Below are 20,145 nucleotides of genomic sequence, written 5' to 3' on the forward strand. Positions count from 1 at the left end.
AAGTCTGAAAAACGCCCTTCATACCTGCCGGGAAGAAAGGTAACCCACTTTGTAAAAAAGTTTTTTTCATGGGTTACCACAGGGTGCGCAACGTATTAAGAAGCAAAGCGAATGGGTAAGGGTCAACCTTCCTATACCGATGAAGAGTTCGTGGCAGCTATTCGCCGCGGCGACGACCGGGCGCTGGCACACCTCTACCGCCTGCACCTTCCGATGGTCCTTCACTTTGTGCAGCAGAACAGCGGCACCGAGGATGAAGCCAAGGATGTGTATCAGGAAGGCGTGATGGTATTCTATGAGAAGGTACGCGAAGGCTCTTTGGAGCTCAGCTGCCAGATCAAGACCTACCTCTACGCGGTGTGCCGCCGGTTGTGGCTGAAACGATTGGCCGAGAAAAGCCGCTTCGGCGTGCGTCTCGAAGACCACGAGCCCTATCTCGAAACCGGAGCCGAGGCCGATTTGGCCCTGGCCGAGGAGCGCGACCGGCGCCTCACCACTATGGCGGAGGCACTGGAGCGCATCGGTGAGCCCTGCCGCTCGCTTTTAGAAGGCTTTTATCTGTTGGATAAGTCGATGCAGCAACTAACCGCTGAATTTGGCTACACGAATGCAGATAACGCCAAAAATCAAAAATACAAGTGCCTGGTGCGGTTAAAGAAGCTATTTTTCACTCACTATCAAGAGGAAGAACTGTACTGATACCGTTGCCGGAGCTCACCGCGGGCCTCACCCACCTGCCGCACTGCTATGAAGACGGAAGCTGACTATTACGAGCTATTTGAAGCCTACCAGCAAGGCGAACTGGACGCGCCCACCCGCGCCGAGCTGGAAAGCCGCCTGGCGGCCGACCCGGTATTTGCGCGCCGCTACGCCGATTTTGAGGAGCTGACGGGCACCATGCGGGCCTATGGCCACCGCCAGGCTACCCGCCGCAAGCTGCAGGCCGTGCAGGCAGAGCTGGATGCCGAGCAGGCCGCGGCCGCCGAAGTACGGGAAACCGGCATCCCTGCCATGCCCAAAGTGTATATCTCGCCGGTAGAGCGCAAGCTGCGTGATTTCTGGAGTGGGCACCGCGCCACTATTGCCGTGGCAGCCTCGGTGGCCGTGCTGGCGGTGTTTGCCACTTTACTCGGAATTGAATGGTGGCGGGCGGCCCAGCGGCCTTCTACCTACGGCTACACAGTGCTGCGCCGGGAAATGGACCGCATCAAGCGCAACCAGCGCGCCATTAACCGGGCTATTACGCAGATAGACGGCACCAAGTCGCCGGAGGAGCTGAACCCCGGCAAGTTTGGCGGTACGGGCTTTGCCCTCACCGCCGATGGCTACCTGGTAACCAGCTACCACGTAATTCAGGGTGCTGACTCGCTGATGATTGAGGGCCGCGACCGGCAGCGCTACCGCGCCGAGCCGGTATTCTCCGATGCAGCCCACGACCTGGCCATTCTGCGCATTAACGACAAGAAATTCAAATCCTTCGGGCGCCTGCCCTACTCCTTCAAGCGCGGCTCTGCTGACCTGGGCGAGCGGGTGTACACGCTGGGCTACCCCCGCGAGGATGTGGTGTTTGGCGAAGGCTCGCTGAGTGCCCGCTCCGGCTTTGAAGGCGACACGGGCTTCTATCAGATTTCTATTCCGGTAAACCCGGGCAACAGCGGCGGCCCGGTGCTGGATGACCGGGGCAACCTGATTGGCATCATCAGCGGCAAGCAGATGGATGTGCAGAGTGCCGCCTTTGCTACCAAGTCCTCTTATCTGATGCGGCTGGTCGACTCACTTTCGGCGGCCAGTTCCGGGCCTACCTACAACATGCCGCGCACCAACCAGCTGGCCGGCGCCTCGCGGGCACAGCAGGTGCGCAAGCTGCAGGACTACGTGTTTGTAGTGAAAGTTTACGAATAGACTCTCTCTCCCTATTTCCTAAAAAGGCCTGTTCCTCGCGGACAGGCCTTTTTTTATTCCCGGGCAGCCTTTACGCGGGGTTTTGCGTACACAGCCTCGCGGCTTTCCGCAGCATGCCTAACCCCCATATCGTCTATCTACCTCTCTTCATTCCAAACACCATGAGCACTGAGCTGGATCAAAACCTGGAAAAAATTCTGCCCGAAGACATTGCCCGCACTTTTGAGAGTGCCTACCATGTATTTACGGGCAACAATGATCATATCGAAGACCTATTGAAGCATGGTGGCGCGCTGCTGCGCAAAGCCAGCCACCGGTTCACTACTACCCAGCTAATTATCGGTATTTCGGTGCTAGCGGTGGGTGCCGTGCTGCTGACGCAGCGCGTGGCAGAAGCCATTGAAGACAGCTCCGACGACGAGCCCAAAAAGAAGGCTCCCCGCCAGATTGGCTAAATAATTTCTTCCCTTTTTCAGGGAATAAGCAGGCCCGCCTGCGCTCCTACTTTCTTAAAGGGAAGTGGTAGCGCAGGCGGGCTTTTTAGTGGGTTTTTGCCGTTTAATCGAATTATTATATCATAATTAACATTTTTTTGCATTATACCAGAAATAGCCTTTACTTTGACGCATCAAAAAAATCTGTTTTTATTCATATAAATTCTTCTTCACTATGAAATCTGCTTTCTACTCGTTGTTGGGAGGTGCCCTGATTGTCCTGCTGTCGGCAGGCGACACCCATGCCGCCACTGTTTCGGTTGCGTCGCTTTCTACTACTAGTGTAGCTGCCGGTAACAGCAGCTGGGTTTCTAAATCAGAGAAGAAGAAACGCCTGCGCTCCAATGCCAAGCGTCTGCGCAAAATGCGCCGTCAGCGTTACTAGGCTCATCATGCCGCCGGCCCCGCCTGATGGAAAGGCTGGCTGGGTTACGGACAAGATTTTCCGGGCACTCGGTTCATAGCCGGGGTGCAAGGGCTTAAAATCGGCTTTGTCAGCAACCCAAAGCATACCATCCGGAAGGCCGAGTCTGCGTACAAGGGAACTTTCCTACGGTACGCAGACCCGGCTTTTTTTATGGCATTTGAGATATTATTCCGGGTGGCGCGCAGTATTCATGTACCCGGTCTGGGTCTGCTGGTCCTGCCTGCAAAACCCAGCGCCGTGTTGCAGCAATTGCCCCTGCACAGTGCGTTGGAAGTATTTATCGGGGATGCGCCGGAGGACCAGTTGCCCATCGCGGCCACGGTTGAGGAAGTACAGTTTGCCGGCGACCAGGCGGAGTCGGCACCGGCTATGGTGGTGGGTCTGCTGCTGGAAAGCAGCACGACCACGGCGCTATTGCCGGGTACGGCGCTGTGGTGGCAGCCTACTAGCTGATGACCGGTTGCCGCTGCAGCCACATGTAGGCCGTAGCCACATCATCAAAGGTGCCCACCACGGGCCGCATTATTCTTTGCACCGTTTCTTCGGTAGCCAGGCGAGCCTCAAAGTCGCGCGGGTAAACCCAGGCCACGTATTGCAGGCCGGCCCGCTGCATTTCTTCCAGCCACCAGGCGCCCCACAACGTGAGCTGCACTGTGGTACGCGTGATGTTGGAGTTATCGTTCAGAATTTTGTGACAGGGAAATGCCCGGAGGCTGTCCAGCATCAGCATGCAGCCCGTCTGCGAGGAATCCTGCGTGTGTTCCCCTTTCCAGTCTGCATACAACCACTGATTTTGGGCATCATACCCAATAGAAATACCCGGCGTATCAAGAATAGGAGTTAACTGCATAGCAAGGCCTCCCAGGAAAAGTAAAGCACGGGTGACCAAGATAAAAATACACCCGGCCGGGCTAAACTGGTTTGATGGCCCGCAAAAAATTATTGGAAAAATGAAGGGTGAGCAGGCACTTACTGCCGCCCCGGACATGGCCGCGTGTGGGCTCCTGGCACCTGAACCATAACATTGTTCCGGTATTAGGTCGTAGAAGCAGCCCACGCTATTCTCTGCTTATGTTCTCTGCTTTGCACCAGCTGCCCGCGTACGTTGCTAATTCCCGCACCCGCATTCATGTGGTGGTAGAAACCCCCAAGGGCAGCCGTAATAAAGTAGCTTTTGATCCTGACTTGGGGGCTTTTAAGCTGAAGGGCGTGCTGCCGGAAGGCCATAGCTTCCCCTACGATTTCGGTTTTGTGCCCTCCACTAAAGCGGCCGAGGGCGACCCGCTGGATGTTTTGCTGCTGGATGCGCCTACGTTCCCGGGCTGCGTAGTGGAGGCCCGGCTGATTGGAGCACTGGAAATTGAGCAGCAGGAAGAAGATGGCACCACCCAGCGCAACGACCGGCTGCTGGCCGTAGCCGCCACGTCCCGCCTGCACAAAATAATTCACAGAATCAGCGACTTACCCAATGAGATGATGCATAAAATTGAGCATTTCTTCCACTCGTATAAAGAAGCCAAAGGCGGCGAAATCAAGGTTCTGCACCGGGTAGGCGCCAAAAAGGCCCACGCCTCACTGGCGCAGGCCCGGCAATGATGGGCTTAGGCTGTAGGGAAATTTTGTAGCCCTCTTAGAGCCAAGCATTCTTCCCAAAAGCCGGGCTCACTTTAAAATACATTTTAGGAGTGGGCAGCTCAATAAAGAAAGTAGTTCCCTGATTTTCGGCGCTTTCCAGCCAGATATTTCCCTGGTGCAGTTCCACAATGGTCTTGATGATGGACATGCCCAGGCCGGTGGTTTTTTCTCCCCGCAGCCCTGGGCGGCGGGCCCGGGTGAAGCGCTCGAACAGGCCGGGCTGTAGCTCCGCCGGAATGCCAATGCCCGTATCGACTACCGTAATCAGCACGTGGGCTGGTTCCTGAATCACGGTCACGCTCAGGTGCCCGCCATCGGGCGTAAACTTCAGCGCATTGCCCAGCAGGTTGTTCATCACCTGCATAAACTTGTTTTCATCAATATCAGCGTAGATGCTGGGGTGTGACGTCTCGAAGTAGAAATGATGGCCCGCAGCGTGCTCCCGATGCTGATAGTTTTCCAGCAGGATGCCCATTCGCTCCACCAAATCCATGCGCTCCAGGTGCACATCCACGTTGCTGGAATCCAGAAACTCCTGATCTACAAAGTCCCGGATCAGCGTTACGCCTTCCTGGCAGGCCGTGCGCATCTCGCTAATCATGGCATTGAGGCGAGCATCGTGGAGGGATTCTACTCTCTCGGCAATATAATCGGCCATCTGTTGCGCCAGCACCAGTGGGCTGGCCAGATCATGCGACAGAATTTCGAGCATGGAGTTTTTCTTGCTCTGGTAGCGGCGGGCTACCTCCAGCACATTGCGCGAGCGGGTAGTGTCGCGCACGTGACCGCCAATCAGGAGGCCATCGGCGGCGGCACTGCCCTCGGGCACATAGCCAATAGCCGACATACACAGCCAGCGTAGGGTGCCGTCGGGGTTAATCAGCCGTATGTTCATGTCCTCCACCAGCCGGCCGGTGGCGGCAAAATCTATGCACTCTGCCAGGTAGGGGCGGTCATCGGGGTGCAGCACGGCCAGCCAGCCGGGCAGTTCCTCGTTTACTTTATCAATATGGCCGCCCAGTTCCTGCTCGTAGGCAGCACTTACATACAGCACCTGCTTATCGGCAGGACGATAGGAGAAATAAACCACGGAATCGTGCGCGGCTAAGGAGGCAAACAGGTCGGGAGCAGGAGACATGCGCGGAAATACAGGAGCGTTGTTGCCCAGCTATACCGCCCGCACCCGGGTTTCGTTGCGGAAGGTTAACCCAGGGCTTGGCCTCCTGTCCGGGCGGCGGCTTTGGAAAGGAAGTGGCTTTTCTGCCGAAGGCCGGAAAACACAAAACCGGCCCCACGCTCCTGCTATTGAGGAGGTGGGGCCGGTTTTTTAGGAAAATTCTGTCTTACGTGAGTTTTTTATAGCGCACGCGCTTCGGCTCCACGTCGCCCAGGCGCTTCTTCTTGGCTTCTTCGTAGTCGGAGAAGTTGCCTTCAAACCATACCACCTGCGAGTCGCCTTCAAAAGCCAGAATGTGCGTGGCCAGACGGTCGAGGAACCACCGGTCGTGACTGATGATAACGGCGCAGCCAGCAAAGTTCTCCAGGGCATCTTCCAGGGCCCGGATGGCATTCACGTCCAGGTCGTTGGTGGGTTCGTCGAGTAGCAGCAGGTTGGCGCCTTGCTTAAGGGTAGTAGCCAGGTGCACGCGGTTCCGCTCGCCCCCGGAAAGCATACCCACTTTCTTTTCCTGGTCGCCGCCGCGGAAGTTGAAGTTGCTCACGTAGGCGCGGGCATTCACGGGGCGCCCGGCCAGCATCATAGTTTCGGTGCCGCCGGAAATGGTTTCGAACACCGATTTATTGGGGTCCAGGGTATCGTGCTGCTGGTCTACGTAGGCGGTTTGCACCGTGGGGCCTACCACAAACGTGCCGGCATCGGGCTCTATCTGGTGCGTGATAAGGCGGAACAACGTGGTTTTACCCGCGCCGTTGGGCCCAATGATGCCCACAATGCCACCTTGGGGCAGGTTGAAGGAAAGGTTTTCAAACAGGAGCTTGTCGCCGAAGGCTTTGGTGATGCCGTGCGCTTCGATAACCTGGGAACCCAGACGCGGGCCGTCCGGGATGAACAACTCCAGCTTCTGCTCCTTCTCCTTGGCGTCTTCGTTTATCATTTTATCGTAGCCGGCCAGGCGGGCCTTACTCTTGGCCTGGCGGGCCTTGGGGGCCATGCGCACCCACTCCAGCTCGCGCTGCAGCGTTTTCTGGCGCTTGCTCTCGGTTTTCTCTTCCTGGGCTAAGCGGTTAGACTTCTGCTCCAGCCAGGAAGAGTAGTTGCCTTTCCACGGAATACCCTCGCCGCGGTCCAGCTCCAGAATCCAGCCGGCTACGTTATCCAGGAAGTAGCGGTCGTGGGTCACGGCTATAACGGTGCCTTTGTATTGCTGCAGGTGCTGCTCCAGCCACAGCACCGACTCGGCGTCCAGGTGGTTGGTAGGTTCGTCCAGCAGCAGCACGTCGGGCTCCTGCAGCAGCAGGCGGCAGAGGGCCACGCGGCGCTTCTCGCCCCCGGAAAGGTTGCCAATCATGGCCTCGGGGTCGGGGGTGCGCAGGGCATCCATGGCGCGCTCCAGCCGGCTGTCCAGGTTCCATGCGTCCAGGTGGTCCAGGCGCTCCTGCACGGCGCCCTGGCGCTCCAGCAGCTTGTCAAAGTCCGCGTCTTCGGCCCCAAAGGCTTCGTTGATTTCGTCAAACTCCTTCAGCAGGGCTACCGTTTCGGCGGCGCCTTCCTGCACTACTTCCAGTACGGTTTTGTTGGCATCGAGCTGGGGCTCCTGCTCCAGATAGCCCACCGAGTAGCCCGGCGACCAGACTACTTCGCCCTGAATCTGCTTGTCGACGCCGGCAATAATTTTCAACAGCGAAGATTTACCCGAGCCGTTCAGACCGAGTACGCCGATTTTGGCTCCGTAGAAAAACGAGAGGTAAATATTTTTAAGAACCTGTTTCTGCGGCGGGTAGATTTTACTCACGCCGGCCATGGAAAAAATAATGGTCTGGTCGCTCATGCAGAGAAAGAATTAAAAAATCGTGACGTGGAGAAGGCCCGGTTACCGCCCTCTGGCGGCGCAAGCCCGGCGAAGGTACACCCGCCGCACCAGCTTACCCACAGGAGTTGAGAAGCTGAGAATAACCGAGTTGGTGGGGGAACCGTAGCCGGAAGAAGTTGCGTATGGCAGTTGTTGCGGCCATACGGGCTTTCGGGCAGCCAAAGGTAGGCAGCGCAGGGCGGCTTTCCCATGGCTATACTACCGAGCCTGGGTATACCGAAATTGCGCCGCAAGCCGTACACTTGTAATAATTTGTTTAACCTACCCCGTTCGGCCATCTATTGCCGCTCTCGCTATTCTAAGTATGGAACCAACTGACCACCTGCTGGCCGAAGCCCGCCGTTATGGCTACATCCAGGGCGACCAGGTGTGGCTGCACCCGTTCATGGACCTGCCCGCCCGGCAGGTGGGACAGGTGAAAGAATCGGAGGAGGCGTCTTTGACGTACTTCGCCCAACGTTTCGAAGCCTTCCGCACCAAAGTAGACGACCTGCTCCAGAAGATGGAGGAGGCTGAAAATAAGGGCTCCTTCCTGATGAAAGCCCTACACCTGAAAGAGCAGGTAGCTGCCTACGACGGCCTGGGCGACTTTGCCAGCCTGCACCGCCGCCTCACCGACGCGGAGGAGAACATCAAGGTTATGGTGGCCCGCAACCGCGAGAAAAACCTGGCCACCAAGATTAACCTGATCAAGGAAGCAGAGGCCCTGCACGATACCGTAGACTGGCAGGGCGCCGCCGACACCATCAAGGAGCTGCGTCAGGCCTGGATTAAGACCGGGCCCGTTGAGAAACAGCTCATTGAGGAGCTGGATACCCGCTTTCATGATGCCGTAGAGGGTTTCTTTGCCAAGCGCAAGCAGTTTCAGGCCGAGAAAAAGGCCATGACCAACCGCGTCTACGACAAATACAAAGAGCTGATTCATAAGTCGGAAGCCATCAAGAATTCCACGGAGTTTGAGGAAACCACCCGCAAGCTCAAGCAGCTGCAGCTGGACTGGAAAGAAGTGGATGGCTCCCTGCCCCGCAAGCAGGCCAATGAGCTCTGGACGCGCTTCCGGGCGGCGCACAACCACTTCTTTGAGCGCCTGAAGGAGCACATCAATACCAAGCGCCCCGAGGCCGCCGCTGGCGGCAACGGCTCCAGCGCCGACGAAAACCTGAACCGCAAGCGGGCTTTGGTAGACGAAGCCGTGGCCTTGCTGGACCGCCCTATGGGCGAGGCCGTGGCCCGCGCCAAGGAGCTGCAGGCCGCCTGGAAAAAGGTGGGCCCCGTGCGCGGCGAAGAGTCGGACCGGGTGTGGGAGCAGTTTCTGGCTGCCTGCGACAAAGTATTTGAGCTCAGCGCTCTGGAGCACTTCGTGCGCAAGCGCCAGGCCAACGGCCTAGATACCAGCAGCACGCCTGAGGAGCAATACAACGTACGGGTGCAGGCCCTGCGCGATTTTATTAAGTACGACCGCCAGGAGCAGGAAGTGCTTGAAGAGAACCTGGGTAAGCTCAGCGACTCGCCCGGCAACGAAGCCTTCCGCACCATGCTACAGGGCAAGATCCGCACGTTCGAAAGAAAAATCCGCACTAAAAACGAGCTAATTGAACTTCTGCGCCAGCGTTTAGTTGCTTAGTTCAACCTTGCACACTATTTTACGTTGTGCTCGTTAAGTAATCTGCCGCTGTTATTGGGTTATTTCCTGAGCAGTAGCTAGGTTTTAACTGCCGAACACCTACTTTTGCCCACCTTTTTTCTGTAGCAACACACGACTATGTACTGGACGCTGGAATTGGCTTCGTATCTGGAAGATGCCCCCTGGCCCGCCACCAAGGACGAATTGATTGACTATTCTATCCGCTCGGGCGCTCCGATGGAGGTTGTAGAAAACCTGCAGGCTCTGGAAGACGATGGTCAGCCTTACGAGAATATTGAAGAAGTTTGGCCGGACTACCCGACCAAAGAAGACTTCATGTTCAACGAAGACGAGTATTAAGGAATTTTGAATGTCAAAGGTTGAAGGTTGAATGATTGATATCGGTTTAGAAGCAGATAATCAGTCATCCAGCATTCAACCCTCAGCACTCAACATTCAAGGATTGGTTGCGGGGTATGCACAGCGCGTGCTACTCCGCAACCTTTTTTTGTTGGTACCCGAGCCCGCCTTCGTGGCCATCATCGGGCACAACGGCTGCGGCAAAACCACCCTTTTTCGGGCCCTCACGGGGCAAATTCCCTACGATGGTACCGTGCACCTGGGCGGCCACGACCTGCGCACCGTACACCGGCCGGCGGCCGAAGGGCTTTTGGCGCACCTTCCCCAGCGCAGCTCCGTTTCATTTCCCATTGAGGTGCGGGAGCTGGTGGTAATGGGCCGTTACCGCCACCACCGCTTCCTGAGCAACTACTCCCCCACCGACTACACCCTCACTGAGCAGGCGCTGGCCCGCGTAGGCGCCGCCCACCTGGCCCGTCGCGACTTTACCCAGCTCAGCGGCGGCGAACAGCAGCTGGTATGGCTGGCCCAGCTCAGCCTGCAAGATGCCGGCCTATACCTGCTGGATGAGCCCACCCAACAGCTGGACGTGTACTACCGCCGCCGCGTATTTGATTTGCTGAAAAGCTGGGTGCACAACGAAGGCAAAACCATTCTCTGCATCACCCACGACCTGGATAATCTGGCCGCCCTGCCCGGCTACCTCCTGAATCTGTCCCGCCCGCAACCCCAGCTCCAGCCGTTATCAGCAGAAGCCGTGCAAATGGAGAGGGCCTTTTTGGAGAGTGAAGAAAGCTTAGAGGTGAGGCTATAAGCTGACCCCAAGTAACCTCTACTCCAACAATCTTTCTGTCATCCTGAGCTTGCGAAGGACCTTCTCACGGCTGAACGGCAAGCGTAACAACGACTCGTTCTGCGGGCAGAAGGTCCTTCGCACAGCTCAGGATGACAGAGAATTTTATAGAGGATTATTGCCCTATATCCCTTTCACCGCTGCCCCGGCCGGCCGCGCAGCACCTGCCAGATGGAGCGTAGGAACGGCCACGGCGACACGGAATGCATTACCTGCAGATTCTCCCAGGGCGTGGTGCGTTCATCCAGAAAATCAAAGATGCGCTCCACCGGGTTGCGCTGAAACAGTTGCGCGAAGATGTCGCGGGTTTTTTCGCCGCGGCGCTGCATGGCATCCAGCAGCAGGGTATCGAATAGCCGGAACTGCCATTGGTCGCCGGTGGGGTCCTGAGGTGGGTGGCCGGTAGCCGCCAGCGCCGCCACCAGCCTTGCCGACTGTTGCTGAATGCGCTTAAACGCGTAGCCGGTGCTGGGCTTGGCCCGGCCGCCCCGCGTACCAATGTTGATGATATGTGGACTCTGCACGGCCGGGAGCGGGTGGTCCGTCATGGGTATAGCGCCTACCTCCTCGGCTTCTATCCGATACTTTTCTACGCCCAGCGTGTGCAGATACGCTTTGATTTCGGCCTCATAGGCTGCTTTGGGCAGCATCTCGGCTGAAAACAGGGTGTACTCTACCAGGGCCCGGCGCTTGCTGAAGGGCAGCACGTACATAAACCGCGCTTCCTGCTGCTGCGCTCCGCGGAAGTCCATGAACTCTACCGTTTCCGGATCGAAAACGTCCTGTTCGGTTTCCACTTCCCAGCCCACAAAGTGCTGGAGCAGGTAGCGGTGCTTGTCGGGCCGTTTTTGCAGCTGCGGGGGGCGGCTATCGAAGGCGTAGCGGGCGGAGAAGGTACCGGCGCTGGTGTGCGCTACCACGCCGCCCGGGGCTTCTTCCAGCCGCTCTACGGTGCCGGTTACCCAGGTTACCTGCGGGGCCGCGGCTACAGCTGCCTTAACGAAGCGGTAAAAGTCCAGGCCCCGAATCATTTTGTACCGGTGGCGCTGCAGGGCAAATACCTGCTCAAACTCCGGGCTGCGGAAAGCCAGCTTCGCCCACTCATGTGCTACTACGCCATCAAAGAGCGTGGGCGCATCAGCCCAGAAAGACCAGGTGCGGTCGTTCTGGTCTTTGCGCTCGGGCTCAATCAGCAGAATCTGCTTGCCGGCCAGCCGGGGCTCCTGCAGCAGGTGGTAGAGCAGACTCAGGCCCGCCGCGCCCCCGCCGGCCAGCAGGTAGTCATAATCACGGATTCGCTCGGATTCTTCGGATTTCACGGATTTTGTGGACGATTTGCTGAGCAAGGCGGCGTGGATATGCGCAACAGAGACCTGAACAGGCAATTTTACTAAATGCGAAGGAACAACATTAAACAAAAAAGCCGCCTCCGAAGAAGCGGCTTTTGTAATCAATTAACTGCCGAATAAGTCCATCGGTTTTGTGAAGGAGCAAAAGCACCACCTACAAAATCCGTGAAATCCGAAAAAATCCGGGCGAATCCGAGGTTTAGAAGTTGGGCGAGAGCAGGTATTTGCTGTAGAAGTCGTCGATGATTTTTACGGCCGAAGCGGCATCATCCACAATCTGCACCAGGTGCATGTCCTCGGCGGAGATGTTGCTTTCCTCGTGCAGCATCACTTCCTCAATCCACTTAAACAGGCCATTCCAGTAAGCCGAGCCTACCAGAACAATAGGGAAGCGGCCGATTTTCTTGGTTTGAATGAGGGTAATAGCCTCAAACAGCTCGTCCAGGGTGCCAAAGCCGCCGGGCATGCCAATGAAGCCCTGGGCGTACTTCACAAACATCACCTTGCGCACAAAGAAGTAATCGAAGTTGATAACCTTATCGGGGTCAATGTAGATGTTGTGGAACTGCTCGAAGGGCAGCTCAATGTTGAGGCCTACGGAGCGGCCACCCTCGGAGCGGGCGCCTTTGTTGCCGGCCTCCATAATGCCGGGGCCACCACCCGTGATAACACCGTAGCCGTGGCGCACCAGCTTGGCCGCAATTTCCTCGGCCATCTGATAGTAAGGGTTATCGGGCTTGGTGCGCGCCGAGCCGAAGATGGACACGCACGGGCCAATTTTGGTCATCTTCTCGAAGCCCTCCACGAACTCGGCCATCACCTTGAAGATCTGCCAGGAGTCGGCAATCTTGATTTCGTTCCAGTCTTTGTCTACGAAGGCTTTGCGGATGCGCTGCTCATCATCCAGCTGCAGGGTACGAATACCATGGGACTGCTCGCGCAGGTCACTGATGCTGGTTATCTTATTATCGTTGATGTTGGGCTGGCTGATGGTCTGTCCGCTGCCGGCATTCAGGGCCTCATCGGAGAGTTTAGTTTTGCTGGTTTTCTTAAGTTTCGTCATTCTGTCTCGACGTAAAAAACGGTCTGGAATGACCGTTGGGGATATAAAAAGGGTGGGATTGGCAAAAAAAAGACGCCCTGCGCAAAAGCAGGGCGACCCAAAGTACGGACCCGCAATTTAACGATTTGTGCTTATCTGGCCTACACCCGTTAAGTTTTCGTTACCAGCAGGGCTACTTGGCCCGGATGGCCAGCACAGGGTCCATATTGGCGGCCAGCACGGCTGGCACAATACCGGCCAGCATACCAATTACCACTGATATGGTGAGGCCTAGGGTAATATTGCCGGCGGAGAGGAATAGCGGCATGGCCTCCTGCGGTATCAGCGTAAGCAGCCACACCAGCAGTATGCCGGCGGCCCCGCCAATCAGGCACAGGAAAACAGCTTCAAACAGAAACTGAAACAGGATAAAGTAGTTTTTGGCGCCCAGTGACTTTTGAATACCAATGATATTGGTGCGCTCTTTTACCGATACGAACATGATGTTGGCAATACCAAAGCCTCCTACCAGAATGGCAAAGGAGCCAATAACGGCCCCGGCAATGCCAATGACGGAAAAAAGGGAGGTAATGGCATTGGCCAGCATTTCGGGGCGGTTCAGGGCAAAGTTGTCTTCCTCCTTAGGCTTCAGGCCGCGAATGTTGCGCATGGCTCCCTGCAGTTCGGCCTCCAGGTTCAGCAGGCCGGGGTCGGCATCGATGCCTTTCACGGCTATAGTGGGAGTTACGCCGGTCATGCCCCCGGTACTCAGGGCAAACATCTTGCTGAAGGCCCCGAAGGGAATCAGGCAGTTGGTGTCGTTGCTGGGGGTGTCCAGCAGCTTTTTGCCTTCTTTCTGCATCACCCCAATTACCACAAACCGCTGGCCTTTGGCTTTAAACTCCTGGCCCACGGCGGAGCGGCCGGGAAACAGGTTGCTGGCAATATCATAGCCGATAATGGCCACCGGGCGCGCCGCCTCTATTTCCTGCGCCGTGAAATAGCGCCCTTCCGTAATGGGCACATCCGATACCACCCGATAGGCAAAGCTCACGCCCTGCAGGGCACAGTCGGCGAGGCTGTTGTTGCCGGCTTTGAGCGTGTTGCCGCCGGTGGCGGCGAAGATGGCTACCCCTTTATTGTTGGAGGTAAGGTTTTGCTCCAGCAGGCGGTACTCGCGCACGGTAGGCACCGGCCGGTTGAAGTATTTCCACCACGGGTAATTGCCGCCAAACGCCCAGGGCCATTTCGCCACGTAAATCACCTTATCGCCCACAAAGCTCATGCTCTGGCGCACGTTGGCCTCCAAAGAATCTACCACGGCAAACACGGCAATGATGGCGAAGATGCCCACCGTGACGCCCAGCAAAGACAAAATGGTGCGCAACAGGTTTGATTTCAGTGCCTGCCATGCAAACCGGAAGCTCTCAAGAGTCAGACGCAAGGCTTTCATAGGGAGCTAAGTTGAGGGCGGGACCCAATAAGGGCAATAACCAGATTTCGGCCGGAAAGTAACAATTAATCCAGCCATTGTGCGTACTTTCGTGCCCTCAAATTTTTCGTTAGGTTCCCCTACTATTGCCCTTTCTGGCCCATGAAACTATCCGAGTTCAAATTTGACCTGCCCGAAAATCTGGTAGCACAGCACCCCGCCAAAACGCGTGACGAATCTCGGCTGATGGTTTTGCACCGTGACAGTGGCAAGATTGAGCACCGGGTGTTCAAAGACATCATTGAGTACTTCGACGAAGGCGACGTGATGGTGGTGAATGACACGAAAGTGTTTCCGGCCCGCCTCTACGGCAACAAGGAAAAGACCGGCGCCAAGATTGAAGTGTTCCTGCTGCGTGAGCTGAACAAGGAAATTCACCTGTGGGACGTGCTGGTAGACCCGGCCCGCAAAATCCGCGTGGGCAACAAGCTATACTTCGGCGAGTCCGATATGGTGGCGGAAGTAATTGACAACACTACTTCCCGCGGCCGTACCATCAAGTTCCTGTTTGATGGTACCGACGAGGAGTTCTATAAAGCGCTGCACGACCTGGGCGAAACACCCCTTCCCCGGGAGTCTATCACCCGCGAAGCCGAGCCAGCCGACAAAGAGCGTTACCAGACTATTTACGCCAAGCACACGGGTGCTGTGGCCGCGCCTTCGGCCGGTCTGCACTTCACGCGCGAGGTAATGAAGCGTCTGGAAATTAAAGGCGTAGAGGTGGCGGCGGTTACGATGCACGTGGGCCTGGGCACTTTCCGCGCCGTTGACGTGGAAGACCTGACCAAGCACAAAATGGATTCGGAGAACTTTGTGGTCCCCCCCGAAACGGCTACCATCGTAAACCGGGCTCTGGACCGCAAAAAGCGGGTTTGCGCCGTTGGCACCACCTCTATGCGCGCCATGGAGTCGTCGGTATCAGCCAATTCCCGCCTGAAGGCGACCGAGGGCTGGACGGATAAGTTTATCTTCCCTCCGTACGATTTCAAAATTGCCAACTGCCTGCTGACCAACTTCCATACCCCGGAAAGCACGCTGATGATGCTGGCCGCCGCCTTCGCCGGCTACGACCTTCTTATTGAGGCTTATCAAACGGCTATCAAAGAGAAATACAAGTTCTTCAGCTACGGCGACGCCATGCTGATTCTGTAGTCTCTTAATTGGACCAATACTGAAAGCCCGGTTGCCAACGCAGCCGGGCTTTTTGTTTACAGCAGCTACTGGCTCAGCGGCCCGATGGCATACTAACCTGCCCGGTTACCAGCAGTTCGCCCACCTGCAAGCGCTTAATGGTTAGATGCTCTATTTCCACGTGCCCCAGCCGGGACGCGCGCACCGACAGGCGGCGTACCGCCAGCCGGCCAATGGCCAGCGCCCCAATGGCTACGGCTCCAAAAACCATGGCGCCCAGGGCCAGAGCGCCCATACTGCGGGCCCCAATGGCCTCTACGCCGGTGGCCCGGGCACCAATGGCCAGCGCCCTGATAGTCTGGGGTGGAATAACTTCCGCACAGGAAGCAGAGGCAGGAAGGGAAGGTGCAGAGGAAGCGGAGGGGCTGGTTGGCATTATCATAGCTATATCAGGATAAAGGCGAAGGCAGATCCGGGCCGGAAACCGGGCCATAGTTGGGCGGCACACTGCGGCAGGCGGCCTTACCGAATATACGCTATTTTTGGGCGTGGCCCGGGCCGCGGCTGATTCCGGCCAACGTCTTTTTTTAGCTTTTTATGCCTCTTCCCCGCTTTGCCATTATCGTTGCCGGCGGCAGCGGCACACGCATGGGCGCCGACCGCCCCAAGCAGTTCCTAAGCCTGCTGGGTGAGCCGGTGCTGCTGCATACCCTGCGCCGCTTCGCCAACCCTGCTTTGCAGGTGCAGCGCATCGTGCTGGTGCTTCCGGCCGATGCATTTACGGCCTGGCAGCTGCTCTGTGAGGAACACGCCGTGCAGATTCCGCACACCGTGGTGGCCGGCGGGGCCTCGCGCTGGGCATCCGTACACCTGGGCCTCGCGGAGCTGGCCGCCAGTGCCACGGAGGGAGTGGTGGCGGTGCATGATGGCGTGCGGCCGCTCACGTCGTTTGCCGTCATAAACAATACCTATGCAGCCGCAGAAGAGCACGGAGCCGCCGTGGCGGCCGTGGTGCCCAAAGACTCCGTGCGGGGCTTATCCCAGAATGGTTCCTATGCCCTGGACCGCTCCCGGCTGCGCCTGGTACAAACCCCGCAATGCTTTGAGCTACAGCTGCTACAGCGCGCTTACCAGCTGCCCGAGTTGCCCACCTTCACGGACGATGCCAGCGTGGTGGAAGATCTGCACCCCATCCGGCTGGTGGAGGGCGACTACCGCAACCTGAAGATTACCACCCCGGAAGACCTTTTGGTAGCGGAAACCTTCCTGCGCGCCGCGCAGCCCACCATCTGATATCCAGTGCAATATTTCCGCTGATGCGGTTACTTTGCCAGCCCCATCTGTACCCAACTGCTTTTCTATGCAACCTACCCAGCCTACCTATACCTGCCTGATCTACGAGGTACGCCCCGATGGCGTGGCCACCATCACCCTGAACCGTCCCGATGTGTTCAATGCCTTCAACGACCCGCAGAGCTATGAGCTGCAGGACGCGCTGAAGCAGGTAACCCGGGATACGCGGGTGCGTGTGGTGGTGCTCACGGGCGCTGGCCGGGCCTTCTGCTCGGGCCAGGATTTGAAGGGCGCCAGCAGCGGCGAGAAACGCTCGTTCTACGATTCCCTGCACAAGCGCTACAACCCCATTATCCGGGCTATGCGGGCCCTACCCAAGCCCATCATCTGTCGCCTCAACGGCGTGGCCGCCGGCGCGGGCTGCTCCCTGGCCCTGGCGTGTGACGCCATTGTAGCCTCCACCGATGCTTCCCTGATTGAGGTCTTCATCAATATTGGGCTGGTGCCTGATTCAGGCTCCTCGTGGTTTTTGCCCCGCCTAGTGGGCACGCTGAAGGCGTTTGAGCTGTGCACTCTGGGCAGCAAAGTACCTGCCAAGGAAGCCTTACGGCTGGGTTTAGTGAACCAGGTGGTGGCACCCGAGCAGCTGGACGAAGCTACCTACGCGCTGGCCGCCCGCTACGCCGCCGCGCCCACCAAAGCCATTGGCCTGATTAAACAGATGCTGAACAAAGCCGGAGCGGCCACGCTGGATGACATGCTGGACTACGAAGCCCACTGCCAGCAGATTGCCGGCGAGTCGGCGGACTACCAGGAGGGCGTCCAGGCCTTCGCCGAAAAGCGCAAGCCCGTTTTTAAAGGCGAATAGGCAGGCCCGCTGTTCCTGCACAAAAAAGGCCCTGCGCATTCCTGCACAGGGCCTTTTCATGTTTTGACTATTGCTTAGCGCAGGTTAATCAGGCGGGTTTTGCCGTCGATGGTAACGGAGGCAATGTTGTCGCAGGCCTGGGTGCCGGTGGGGTCGTAGTTGAGCAGCAGGCTGCGGTTTTTGTAGTTGGTGATGTTGATAGTACCGGCCACAAAATGCCGGGCGCAGCCCCGGCGCAATACTTTCACCAGCGGCTGCTCAATCTGAGCGGTATAGGCCACGCCTTTGCGGTTTACCCCGGAGGCATTACCAGTTACTTTGTATTCATCATCGAACACGGTGCGGGTGCCAAAGCCAGCGGTGCGGGTGTAGGTGCGCTCCGAGTTCCAGGTGGCCGTGCCATTGGGCGTGGTGACGCTGGCATCCTGCACCAGCAGGCTGTAAGAGCCCTTTTCCAGGGTAGTGATGATGCGCGTGCCGGTATGGTGCCGGTCGTTCACGTAATAGTCAACGAGGGAAATGGTGGCGGAGGCGCCGGGCTGCCGCCGCTCGCCCTGAAACACAACCACCATTTTTCCGCGCCGGGCTACGCCGCGGGCATCCAGGCAATTGGTGGGGCCAAAATACAGGGTGAGGGTGCGGGTAACGGCATTGTAGGTGCGGGTGGCACAGTCCGGCAGGATCAGGCGCAGGTCGTCGGGGGCTACGGCCGGGCTGCCGGAGGCGGTTAAGTCGGCGGGCTCGGCAGCAGCCGTCAGGTCACTCATGGTTACGTTCTCCTCTTCTACCGTAGCATAGTCCTCGGCGGAGGCCGTGCGGTCGGGGCTTAGCTCATCACTTTCTTTGTTACAGCCCGCCAGGAGCAGGCAGGCAGCGGCCAGGGCCGAAAAACACACGGAACGAAGGGCAGAAACGTACATAGGAGCAGGAGTTTGAACGGTGGAAGAAATGGTTTGGCGGCTTAGAAAGCAGAATATTCAAAAGGTTTAATCTATACCAAAAATTTACGCTTTGAACTTTTCAGTCTTTCGATTTTCCTTTTGAAGGAACATGGGGTGCGTAGGTTCGTATAGAGGGCTATGTCTCAACGCTCTTCCCTCCTTCCGTTGCCTTTTCTTGGCCGGGTACTCCTCCCGGCTATGCTGTTGCTGCAAACAGCTGCCTGCTCGCCCGATGCCAGCCAGAAAGACCCCGTAGCCGAAGCCAAATTCGAAAATGAGCGCCGCATCAGCAGCGAAGACGTCACCAAAAAACAGGAGCGCGACGCCGAGTTTATGGTGAATACGGCCGTAGCCAGTCAGCTCACTGTGCAGCTCAGTCAGCTGGCCCAGCAGAAAGCGGTCCTGCCCGCCGTGCGCGCCCTGGCCGGCACCCTGCAAAAAGGCCACACCACCCTCGACCAGGCCCTGCGGAATCTGGCGCAGCAGAAAAGCATTGTGCTACCTACCGGCCTGGGCGCCGAGCAGCAGAAGCGCTACCGCGAATTTGGCAGCTATACCGGGGGCAGCTTCGACCGGGAATACATTGGTCAGCTCACGGAAAGCTATAAGCAACTGGCCGAGGCTTTTGACGACATGCGCGAAGACGCCTATGATGGCGACATTCGCGGATTTGCCGCCAACTACCTGCCCGTGGTGCAGCAGCACCTCAGCCAGCTCAAAGACCTCGAAGACCAGACCGAGGATCTGAAATAACCCTATCTGATTCTTTTTTCTTTCGACTTCCAAAACACCTTAACACGTATGAAAAAGGCAATGTTTGCTTACCTGCCCCTGCTGGCAGTTCTCACGCTGAGTGCGGGCTGCAATACCGATAAGCGCACCGATGGCACCGCCGGCGAAGTGGTAAGTGACATGGACAAAGCCGCCGAAGAAGGGGGTGTGCAGGCAGATGCTACCGTTATTGATAATAATGCCGGCCCCACCGTAATAGCGGACGCCGACTCGGCCGCGGCTATGGATACCGCGGCCACCCGCAAGTAGTCTATTCCCATCCTTTAACTTTTAACGCTATAACCCATGAAACTTTCCCTATATGGCGTGCTCTGCACCAGCCTGCTGCTGGCAGGCAGTGGCTGCAACTCCCGGCAGGACGCCGTGGAAACCGCCCAAGAAGTAAATGAAGCCAAGAACGACAGCGCAACGGCTTCCGCTGGCACCAGTAAGATGGAGGAAAAGAAGGATTACGACTCCGAGTTCATGACCAAAGCCGCCAGTGGCGGCATGATGGAAGTAGAGCTGGGCAAAGCCGTAGCCGCCAAAGCCACTACTCCTGAGGCCAAGCAGTTTGCCAACATGATGGTGACCGACCACACCAAAGCCAACACGGAGCTGAAGGCGCTGGCCGCGAAAAAGAACATTACCCTACCCGCCGCTATGGGCGAAGACCAGCAGGACGTCTATAAAGATGTGACCGAGAAAACGGGCATCAATATGGACAAGGAATACCTGCGGGAAATGGTGCAGGACCATGAGAAAGACGTGAAGGAGTTCATTGAAGCCTCAGAAAAAGCCATGGACCCCGACATTAAAGCCTTTGCCAAGAAAACCACCCCGGTGCTTCAGCACCATCTGGAACAAGCCCAGAAAATGCTGGCCGCCGTGAAGGAACGCAAATAGCCGTGTA

At 57.3% G+C, this 20,145-nt stretch carries 23 protein-coding genes; 15 read left to right on the forward strand and 8 right to left on the reverse strand.

The features are described 5' to 3' along the window. Nucleotides 1-111: 111 nt before the first annotated feature. From AM218_RS13245 to AM218_RS13265, 5 genes are all read left to right on the forward strand, one after another. Nucleotides 112-699 carry an RNA polymerase sigma factor gene (locus AM218_RS13245; protein ID WP_054414329.1) on the forward strand — a complete coding sequence of 196 codons (588 nt, stop codon included), beginning with the start codon at nt 112-114 and terminating at the stop codon, nt 697-699. Between the two features lie 48 nt (nt 700-747). Beyond that, nucleotides 748-1,902, forward strand: coding sequence for a trypsin-like peptidase domain-containing protein (locus AM218_RS13250; RefSeq protein WP_054414330.1), 1,155 nt, complete (start codon nt 748-750; stop codon nt 1,900-1,902). A 113-nt stretch (nt 1,903-2,015) separates the two neighbouring features. Next, on the forward strand, nt 2,016-2,357 hold the full coding sequence (locus AM218_RS13255) for a hypothetical protein (RefSeq protein WP_157547662.1): 342 nt from the start codon (nt 2,016-2,018) through the stop codon (nt 2,355-2,357). 214 nt (nt 2,358-2,571) lie between these two features. Continuing rightward, on the forward strand, nt 2,572-2,781 hold the full coding sequence (locus AM218_RS16850) for a hypothetical protein (protein WP_157547663.1): 210 nt from the start codon (nt 2,572-2,574) through the stop codon (nt 2,779-2,781). Between the two features lie 192 nt (nt 2,782-2,973). Continuing rightward, nucleotides 2,974-3,276, forward strand: coding sequence for a hypothetical protein (locus AM218_RS13265; protein WP_054414333.1), 303 nt, complete (start codon nt 2,974-2,976; stop codon nt 3,274-3,276). Here the strand turns inward: AM218_RS13265 and AM218_RS13270 are convergent. Beyond that, the gene (locus AM218_RS13270; RefSeq protein WP_054414334.1) at nt 3,269-3,673 is read right to left on the reverse strand and encodes a hypothetical protein; all 405 of its coding nucleotides are present in this window, start codon (nt 3,671-3,673) and stop codon (nt 3,269-3,271) included. The two genes, AM218_RS13265 and AM218_RS13270, sit on opposite strands and share 8 nt — an antisense overlap. A 221-nt stretch (nt 3,674-3,894) precedes the next feature. Here AM218_RS13270 and AM218_RS13275 point away from each other — a divergent pair, with 221 nt between their 5' ends. Beyond that, complete coding sequence (locus tag AM218_RS13275; RefSeq protein WP_054414335.1) at nt 3,895-4,419, forward strand: inorganic diphosphatase; 525 nt, start codon at nt 3,895-3,897, stop codon at nt 4,417-4,419. Nucleotides 4,420-4,453: 34 nt separating this feature from the next. On the opposite strand, the gene AM218_RS13280 is transcribed toward AM218_RS13275, so the two are convergent. Next, entirely contained in the window at nt 4,454-5,596 is a 1,143-nt protein-coding gene (locus AM218_RS13280; RefSeq protein ID WP_054414336.1) for a PAS domain-containing sensor histidine kinase, read from the reverse strand. Between the two features lie 205 nt (nt 5,597-5,801). Continuing rightward, a complete protein-coding gene (gene ettA / locus AM218_RS13285; protein ID WP_054414337.1) occupies nt 5,802-7,466 on the reverse strand; it encodes an energy-dependent translational throttle protein EttA in 1,665 nt (554 codons plus the stop codon). A gap of 346 nt (nt 7,467-7,812) precedes the next feature. On the opposite strand from ettA, the gene AM218_RS13290 reads away from it, so the two are divergent. The 3 genes from AM218_RS13290 to AM218_RS13300 all read left to right on the forward strand — a co-directional run bounded on the left by AM218_RS13290 (nt 7,813) and on the right by AM218_RS13300 (nt 10,306). After that, entirely contained in the window at nt 7,813-9,132 is a 1,320-nt protein-coding gene (locus AM218_RS13290; RefSeq protein WP_054414338.1) for a DUF349 domain-containing protein, read from the forward strand. A 138-nt stretch (nt 9,133-9,270) separates the two neighbouring features. Continuing rightward, the gene (locus AM218_RS13295) at nt 9,271-9,492 is read left to right on the forward strand and encodes a DUF2795 domain-containing protein (protein WP_019948259.1); all 222 of its coding nucleotides are present in this window, start codon (nt 9,271-9,273) and stop codon (nt 9,490-9,492) included. A 127-nt stretch (nt 9,493-9,619) separates the two neighbouring features. Continuing rightward, nucleotides 9,620-10,306, forward strand: a complete 687-nt coding sequence (locus AM218_RS13300) for an ABC transporter ATP-binding protein (protein WP_231717494.1) — start codon at nt 9,620-9,622, stop codon at nt 10,304-10,306. Nucleotides 10,307-10,479: 173 nt separating this feature from the next. Here the strand turns inward: AM218_RS13300 and AM218_RS13305 are convergent, their stop codons facing one another. The 3 genes from AM218_RS13305 to AM218_RS13315 all read right to left on the reverse strand — a co-directional run bounded on the left by AM218_RS13305 (nt 10,480) and on the right by AM218_RS13315 (nt 14,189). Further along, on the reverse strand, nt 10,480-11,664 hold the full coding sequence (locus AM218_RS13305; RefSeq protein WP_054414340.1) for a lycopene cyclase family protein: 1,185 nt from the start codon (nt 11,662-11,664) through the stop codon (nt 10,480-10,482). A 229-nt stretch (nt 11,665-11,893) separates the two neighbouring features. Further along, nucleotides 11,894-12,757, reverse strand: a complete 864-nt coding sequence (locus AM218_RS13310) for an LOG family protein (protein WP_082318234.1) — start codon at nt 12,755-12,757, stop codon at nt 11,894-11,896. Nucleotides 12,758-12,929: 172 nt separating this feature from the next. Then, on the reverse strand, nt 12,930-14,189 hold the full coding sequence (locus tag AM218_RS13315) for an ABC transporter permease (protein ID WP_054414341.1): 1,260 nt from the start codon (nt 14,187-14,189) through the stop codon (nt 12,930-12,932). 141 nt (nt 14,190-14,330) lie between these two features. On the opposite strand from AM218_RS13315, the gene queA reads away from it, so the two are divergent. Next, complete coding sequence (queA, locus tag AM218_RS13320) at nt 14,331-15,380, forward strand: tRNA preQ1(34) S-adenosylmethionine ribosyltransferase-isomerase QueA (protein WP_054414342.1); 1,050 nt, start codon at nt 14,331-14,333, stop codon at nt 15,378-15,380. 73 nt (nt 15,381-15,453) lie between these two features. On the opposite strand, the gene AM218_RS13325 is transcribed toward queA, so the two are convergent. Further along, complete coding sequence (locus AM218_RS13325; protein ID WP_197273973.1) at nt 15,454-15,801, reverse strand: hypothetical protein; 348 nt, start codon at nt 15,799-15,801, stop codon at nt 15,454-15,456. Between the two features lie 155 nt (nt 15,802-15,956). Between AM218_RS13325 and AM218_RS13330 the strand changes: the two genes are divergently transcribed. Together AM218_RS13330 and AM218_RS13335 are read left to right on the forward strand one after the other, a co-directional pair. Then, nucleotides 15,957-16,652: a 2-C-methyl-D-erythritol 4-phosphate cytidylyltransferase gene (locus AM218_RS13330; protein WP_054414343.1), complete on the forward strand. Its 696-nt coding sequence runs from the start codon at nt 15,957-15,959 to the stop codon at nt 16,650-16,652. A 67-nt stretch (nt 16,653-16,719) separates the two neighbouring features. Continuing rightward, complete coding sequence (locus AM218_RS13335; RefSeq protein WP_054414344.1) at nt 16,720-17,520, forward strand: enoyl-CoA hydratase-related protein; 801 nt, start codon at nt 16,720-16,722, stop codon at nt 17,518-17,520. Nucleotides 17,521-17,594: 74 nt separating this feature from the next. Here AM218_RS13335 and AM218_RS13340 read toward each other — a convergent pair whose 3' ends face one another. Then, a complete protein-coding gene (locus AM218_RS13340; protein WP_054414345.1) occupies nt 17,595-18,440 on the reverse strand; it encodes a hypothetical protein in 846 nt (281 codons plus the stop codon). A gap of 219 nt (nt 18,441-18,659) precedes the next feature. On the opposite strand from AM218_RS13340, the gene AM218_RS13345 reads away from it, so the two are divergent. The 3 genes from AM218_RS13345 to AM218_RS13355 are packed head-to-tail and all read left to right on the forward strand — an operon-like array spanning nt 18,660 to nt 20,138. Then, nucleotides 18,660-19,214 (forward strand): DUF4142 domain-containing protein, encoded by a 555-nt coding sequence (locus AM218_RS13345; RefSeq protein ID WP_054414346.1) that lies wholly within the window; start codon nt 18,660-18,662, stop codon nt 19,212-19,214. 48 nt (nt 19,215-19,262) lie between these two features. Further along, on the forward strand, nt 19,263-19,502 hold the full coding sequence (locus AM218_RS13350) for a hypothetical protein (protein WP_054414347.1): 240 nt from the start codon (nt 19,263-19,265) through the stop codon (nt 19,500-19,502). A gap of 36 nt (nt 19,503-19,538) precedes the next feature. Then, the gene (locus AM218_RS13355; protein WP_054414348.1) at nt 19,539-20,138 is read left to right on the forward strand and encodes a DUF4142 domain-containing protein; all 600 of its coding nucleotides are present in this window, start codon (nt 19,539-19,541) and stop codon (nt 20,136-20,138) included. Nucleotides 20,139-20,145: the final 7 nt, after the last annotated feature.

The sequence above is a fragment of the Hymenobacter sp. DG25A genome (assembly GCF_001280305.1).
GTDB lineage: Bacteria > Bacteroidota > Bacteroidia > Cytophagales > Hymenobacteraceae > Hymenobacter.

Bases quoted from the DNA above. Each gene is read 5' to 3' on its own strand.
- ettA (WP_054414337.1), bottom strand. From the start codon at position 7,466: ATGAGCGACCAGACCATTATTTTTTCCATGGCCGGCGTGAGTAAAATC.
- AM218_RS13355 (WP_054414348.1), top strand. From the start codon at position 19,539: ATGAAACTTTCCCTATATGGCGTGCTCTGCACCAGCCTGCTGCTGGCA.
- AM218_RS13335 (WP_054414344.1), top strand. From the start codon at position 16,720: ATGCAACCTACCCAGCCTACCTATACCTGCCTGATCTACGAGGTACGC.
- AM218_RS16850 (WP_157547663.1), top strand. From the start codon at position 2,572: ATGAAATCTGCTTTCTACTCGTTGTTGGGAGGTGCCCTGATTGTCCTG.
- AM218_RS13265 (WP_054414333.1), top strand. From the start codon at position 2,974: ATGGCATTTGAGATATTATTCCGGGTGGCGCGCAGTATTCATGTACCC.
- AM218_RS13315 (WP_054414341.1), bottom strand. From the start codon at position 14,189: ATGAAAGCCTTGCGTCTGACTCTTGAGAGCTTCCGGTTTGCATGGCAG.
- AM218_RS13290 (WP_054414338.1), top strand. From the start codon at position 7,813: ATGGAACCAACTGACCACCTGCTGGCCGAAGCCCGCCGTTATGGCTAC.
- AM218_RS13340 (WP_054414345.1), bottom strand. From the start codon at position 18,440: ATGTACGTTTCTGCCCTTCGTTCCGTGTGTTTTTCGGCCCTGGCCGCT.
- AM218_RS13280 (WP_054414336.1), bottom strand. From the start codon at position 5,596: ATGTCTCCTGCTCCCGACCTGTTTGCCTCCTTAGCCGCGCACGATTCC.
- queA (WP_054414342.1), top strand. From the start codon at position 14,331: ATGAAACTATCCGAGTTCAAATTTGACCTGCCCGAAAATCTGGTAGCA.
- AM218_RS13345 (WP_054414346.1), top strand. From the start codon at position 18,660: ATGCTGTTGCTGCAAACAGCTGCCTGCTCGCCCGATGCCAGCCAGAAA.
- AM218_RS13295 (WP_019948259.1), top strand. From the start codon at position 9,271: ATGTACTGGACGCTGGAATTGGCTTCGTATCTGGAAGATGCCCCCTGG.
- AM218_RS13270 (WP_054414334.1), bottom strand. From the start codon at position 3,673: ATGCAGTTAACTCCTATTCTTGATACGCCGGGTATTTCTATTGGGTAT.
- AM218_RS13350 (WP_054414347.1), top strand. From the start codon at position 19,263: ATGAAAAAGGCAATGTTTGCTTACCTGCCCCTGCTGGCAGTTCTCACG.
- AM218_RS13310 (WP_082318234.1), bottom strand. From the start codon at position 12,757: ATGACGAAACTTAAGAAAACCAGCAAAACTAAACTCTCCGATGAGGCC.
- AM218_RS13325 (WP_197273973.1), bottom strand. From the start codon at position 15,801: ATGATAATGCCAACCAGCCCCTCCGCTTCCTCTGCACCTTCCCTTCCT.
- AM218_RS13275 (WP_054414335.1), top strand. From the start codon at position 3,895: ATGTTCTCTGCTTTGCACCAGCTGCCCGCGTACGTTGCTAATTCCCGC.
- AM218_RS13330 (WP_054414343.1), top strand. From the start codon at position 15,957: ATGCCTCTTCCCCGCTTTGCCATTATCGTTGCCGGCGGCAGCGGCACA.
- AM218_RS13255 (WP_157547662.1), top strand. From the start codon at position 2,016: ATGCCTAACCCCCATATCGTCTATCTACCTCTCTTCATTCCAAACACC.
- AM218_RS13250 (WP_054414330.1), top strand. From the start codon at position 748: ATGAAGACGGAAGCTGACTATTACGAGCTATTTGAAGCCTACCAGCAA.
- AM218_RS13245 (WP_054414329.1), top strand. From the start codon at position 112: ATGGGTAAGGGTCAACCTTCCTATACCGATGAAGAGTTCGTGGCAGCT.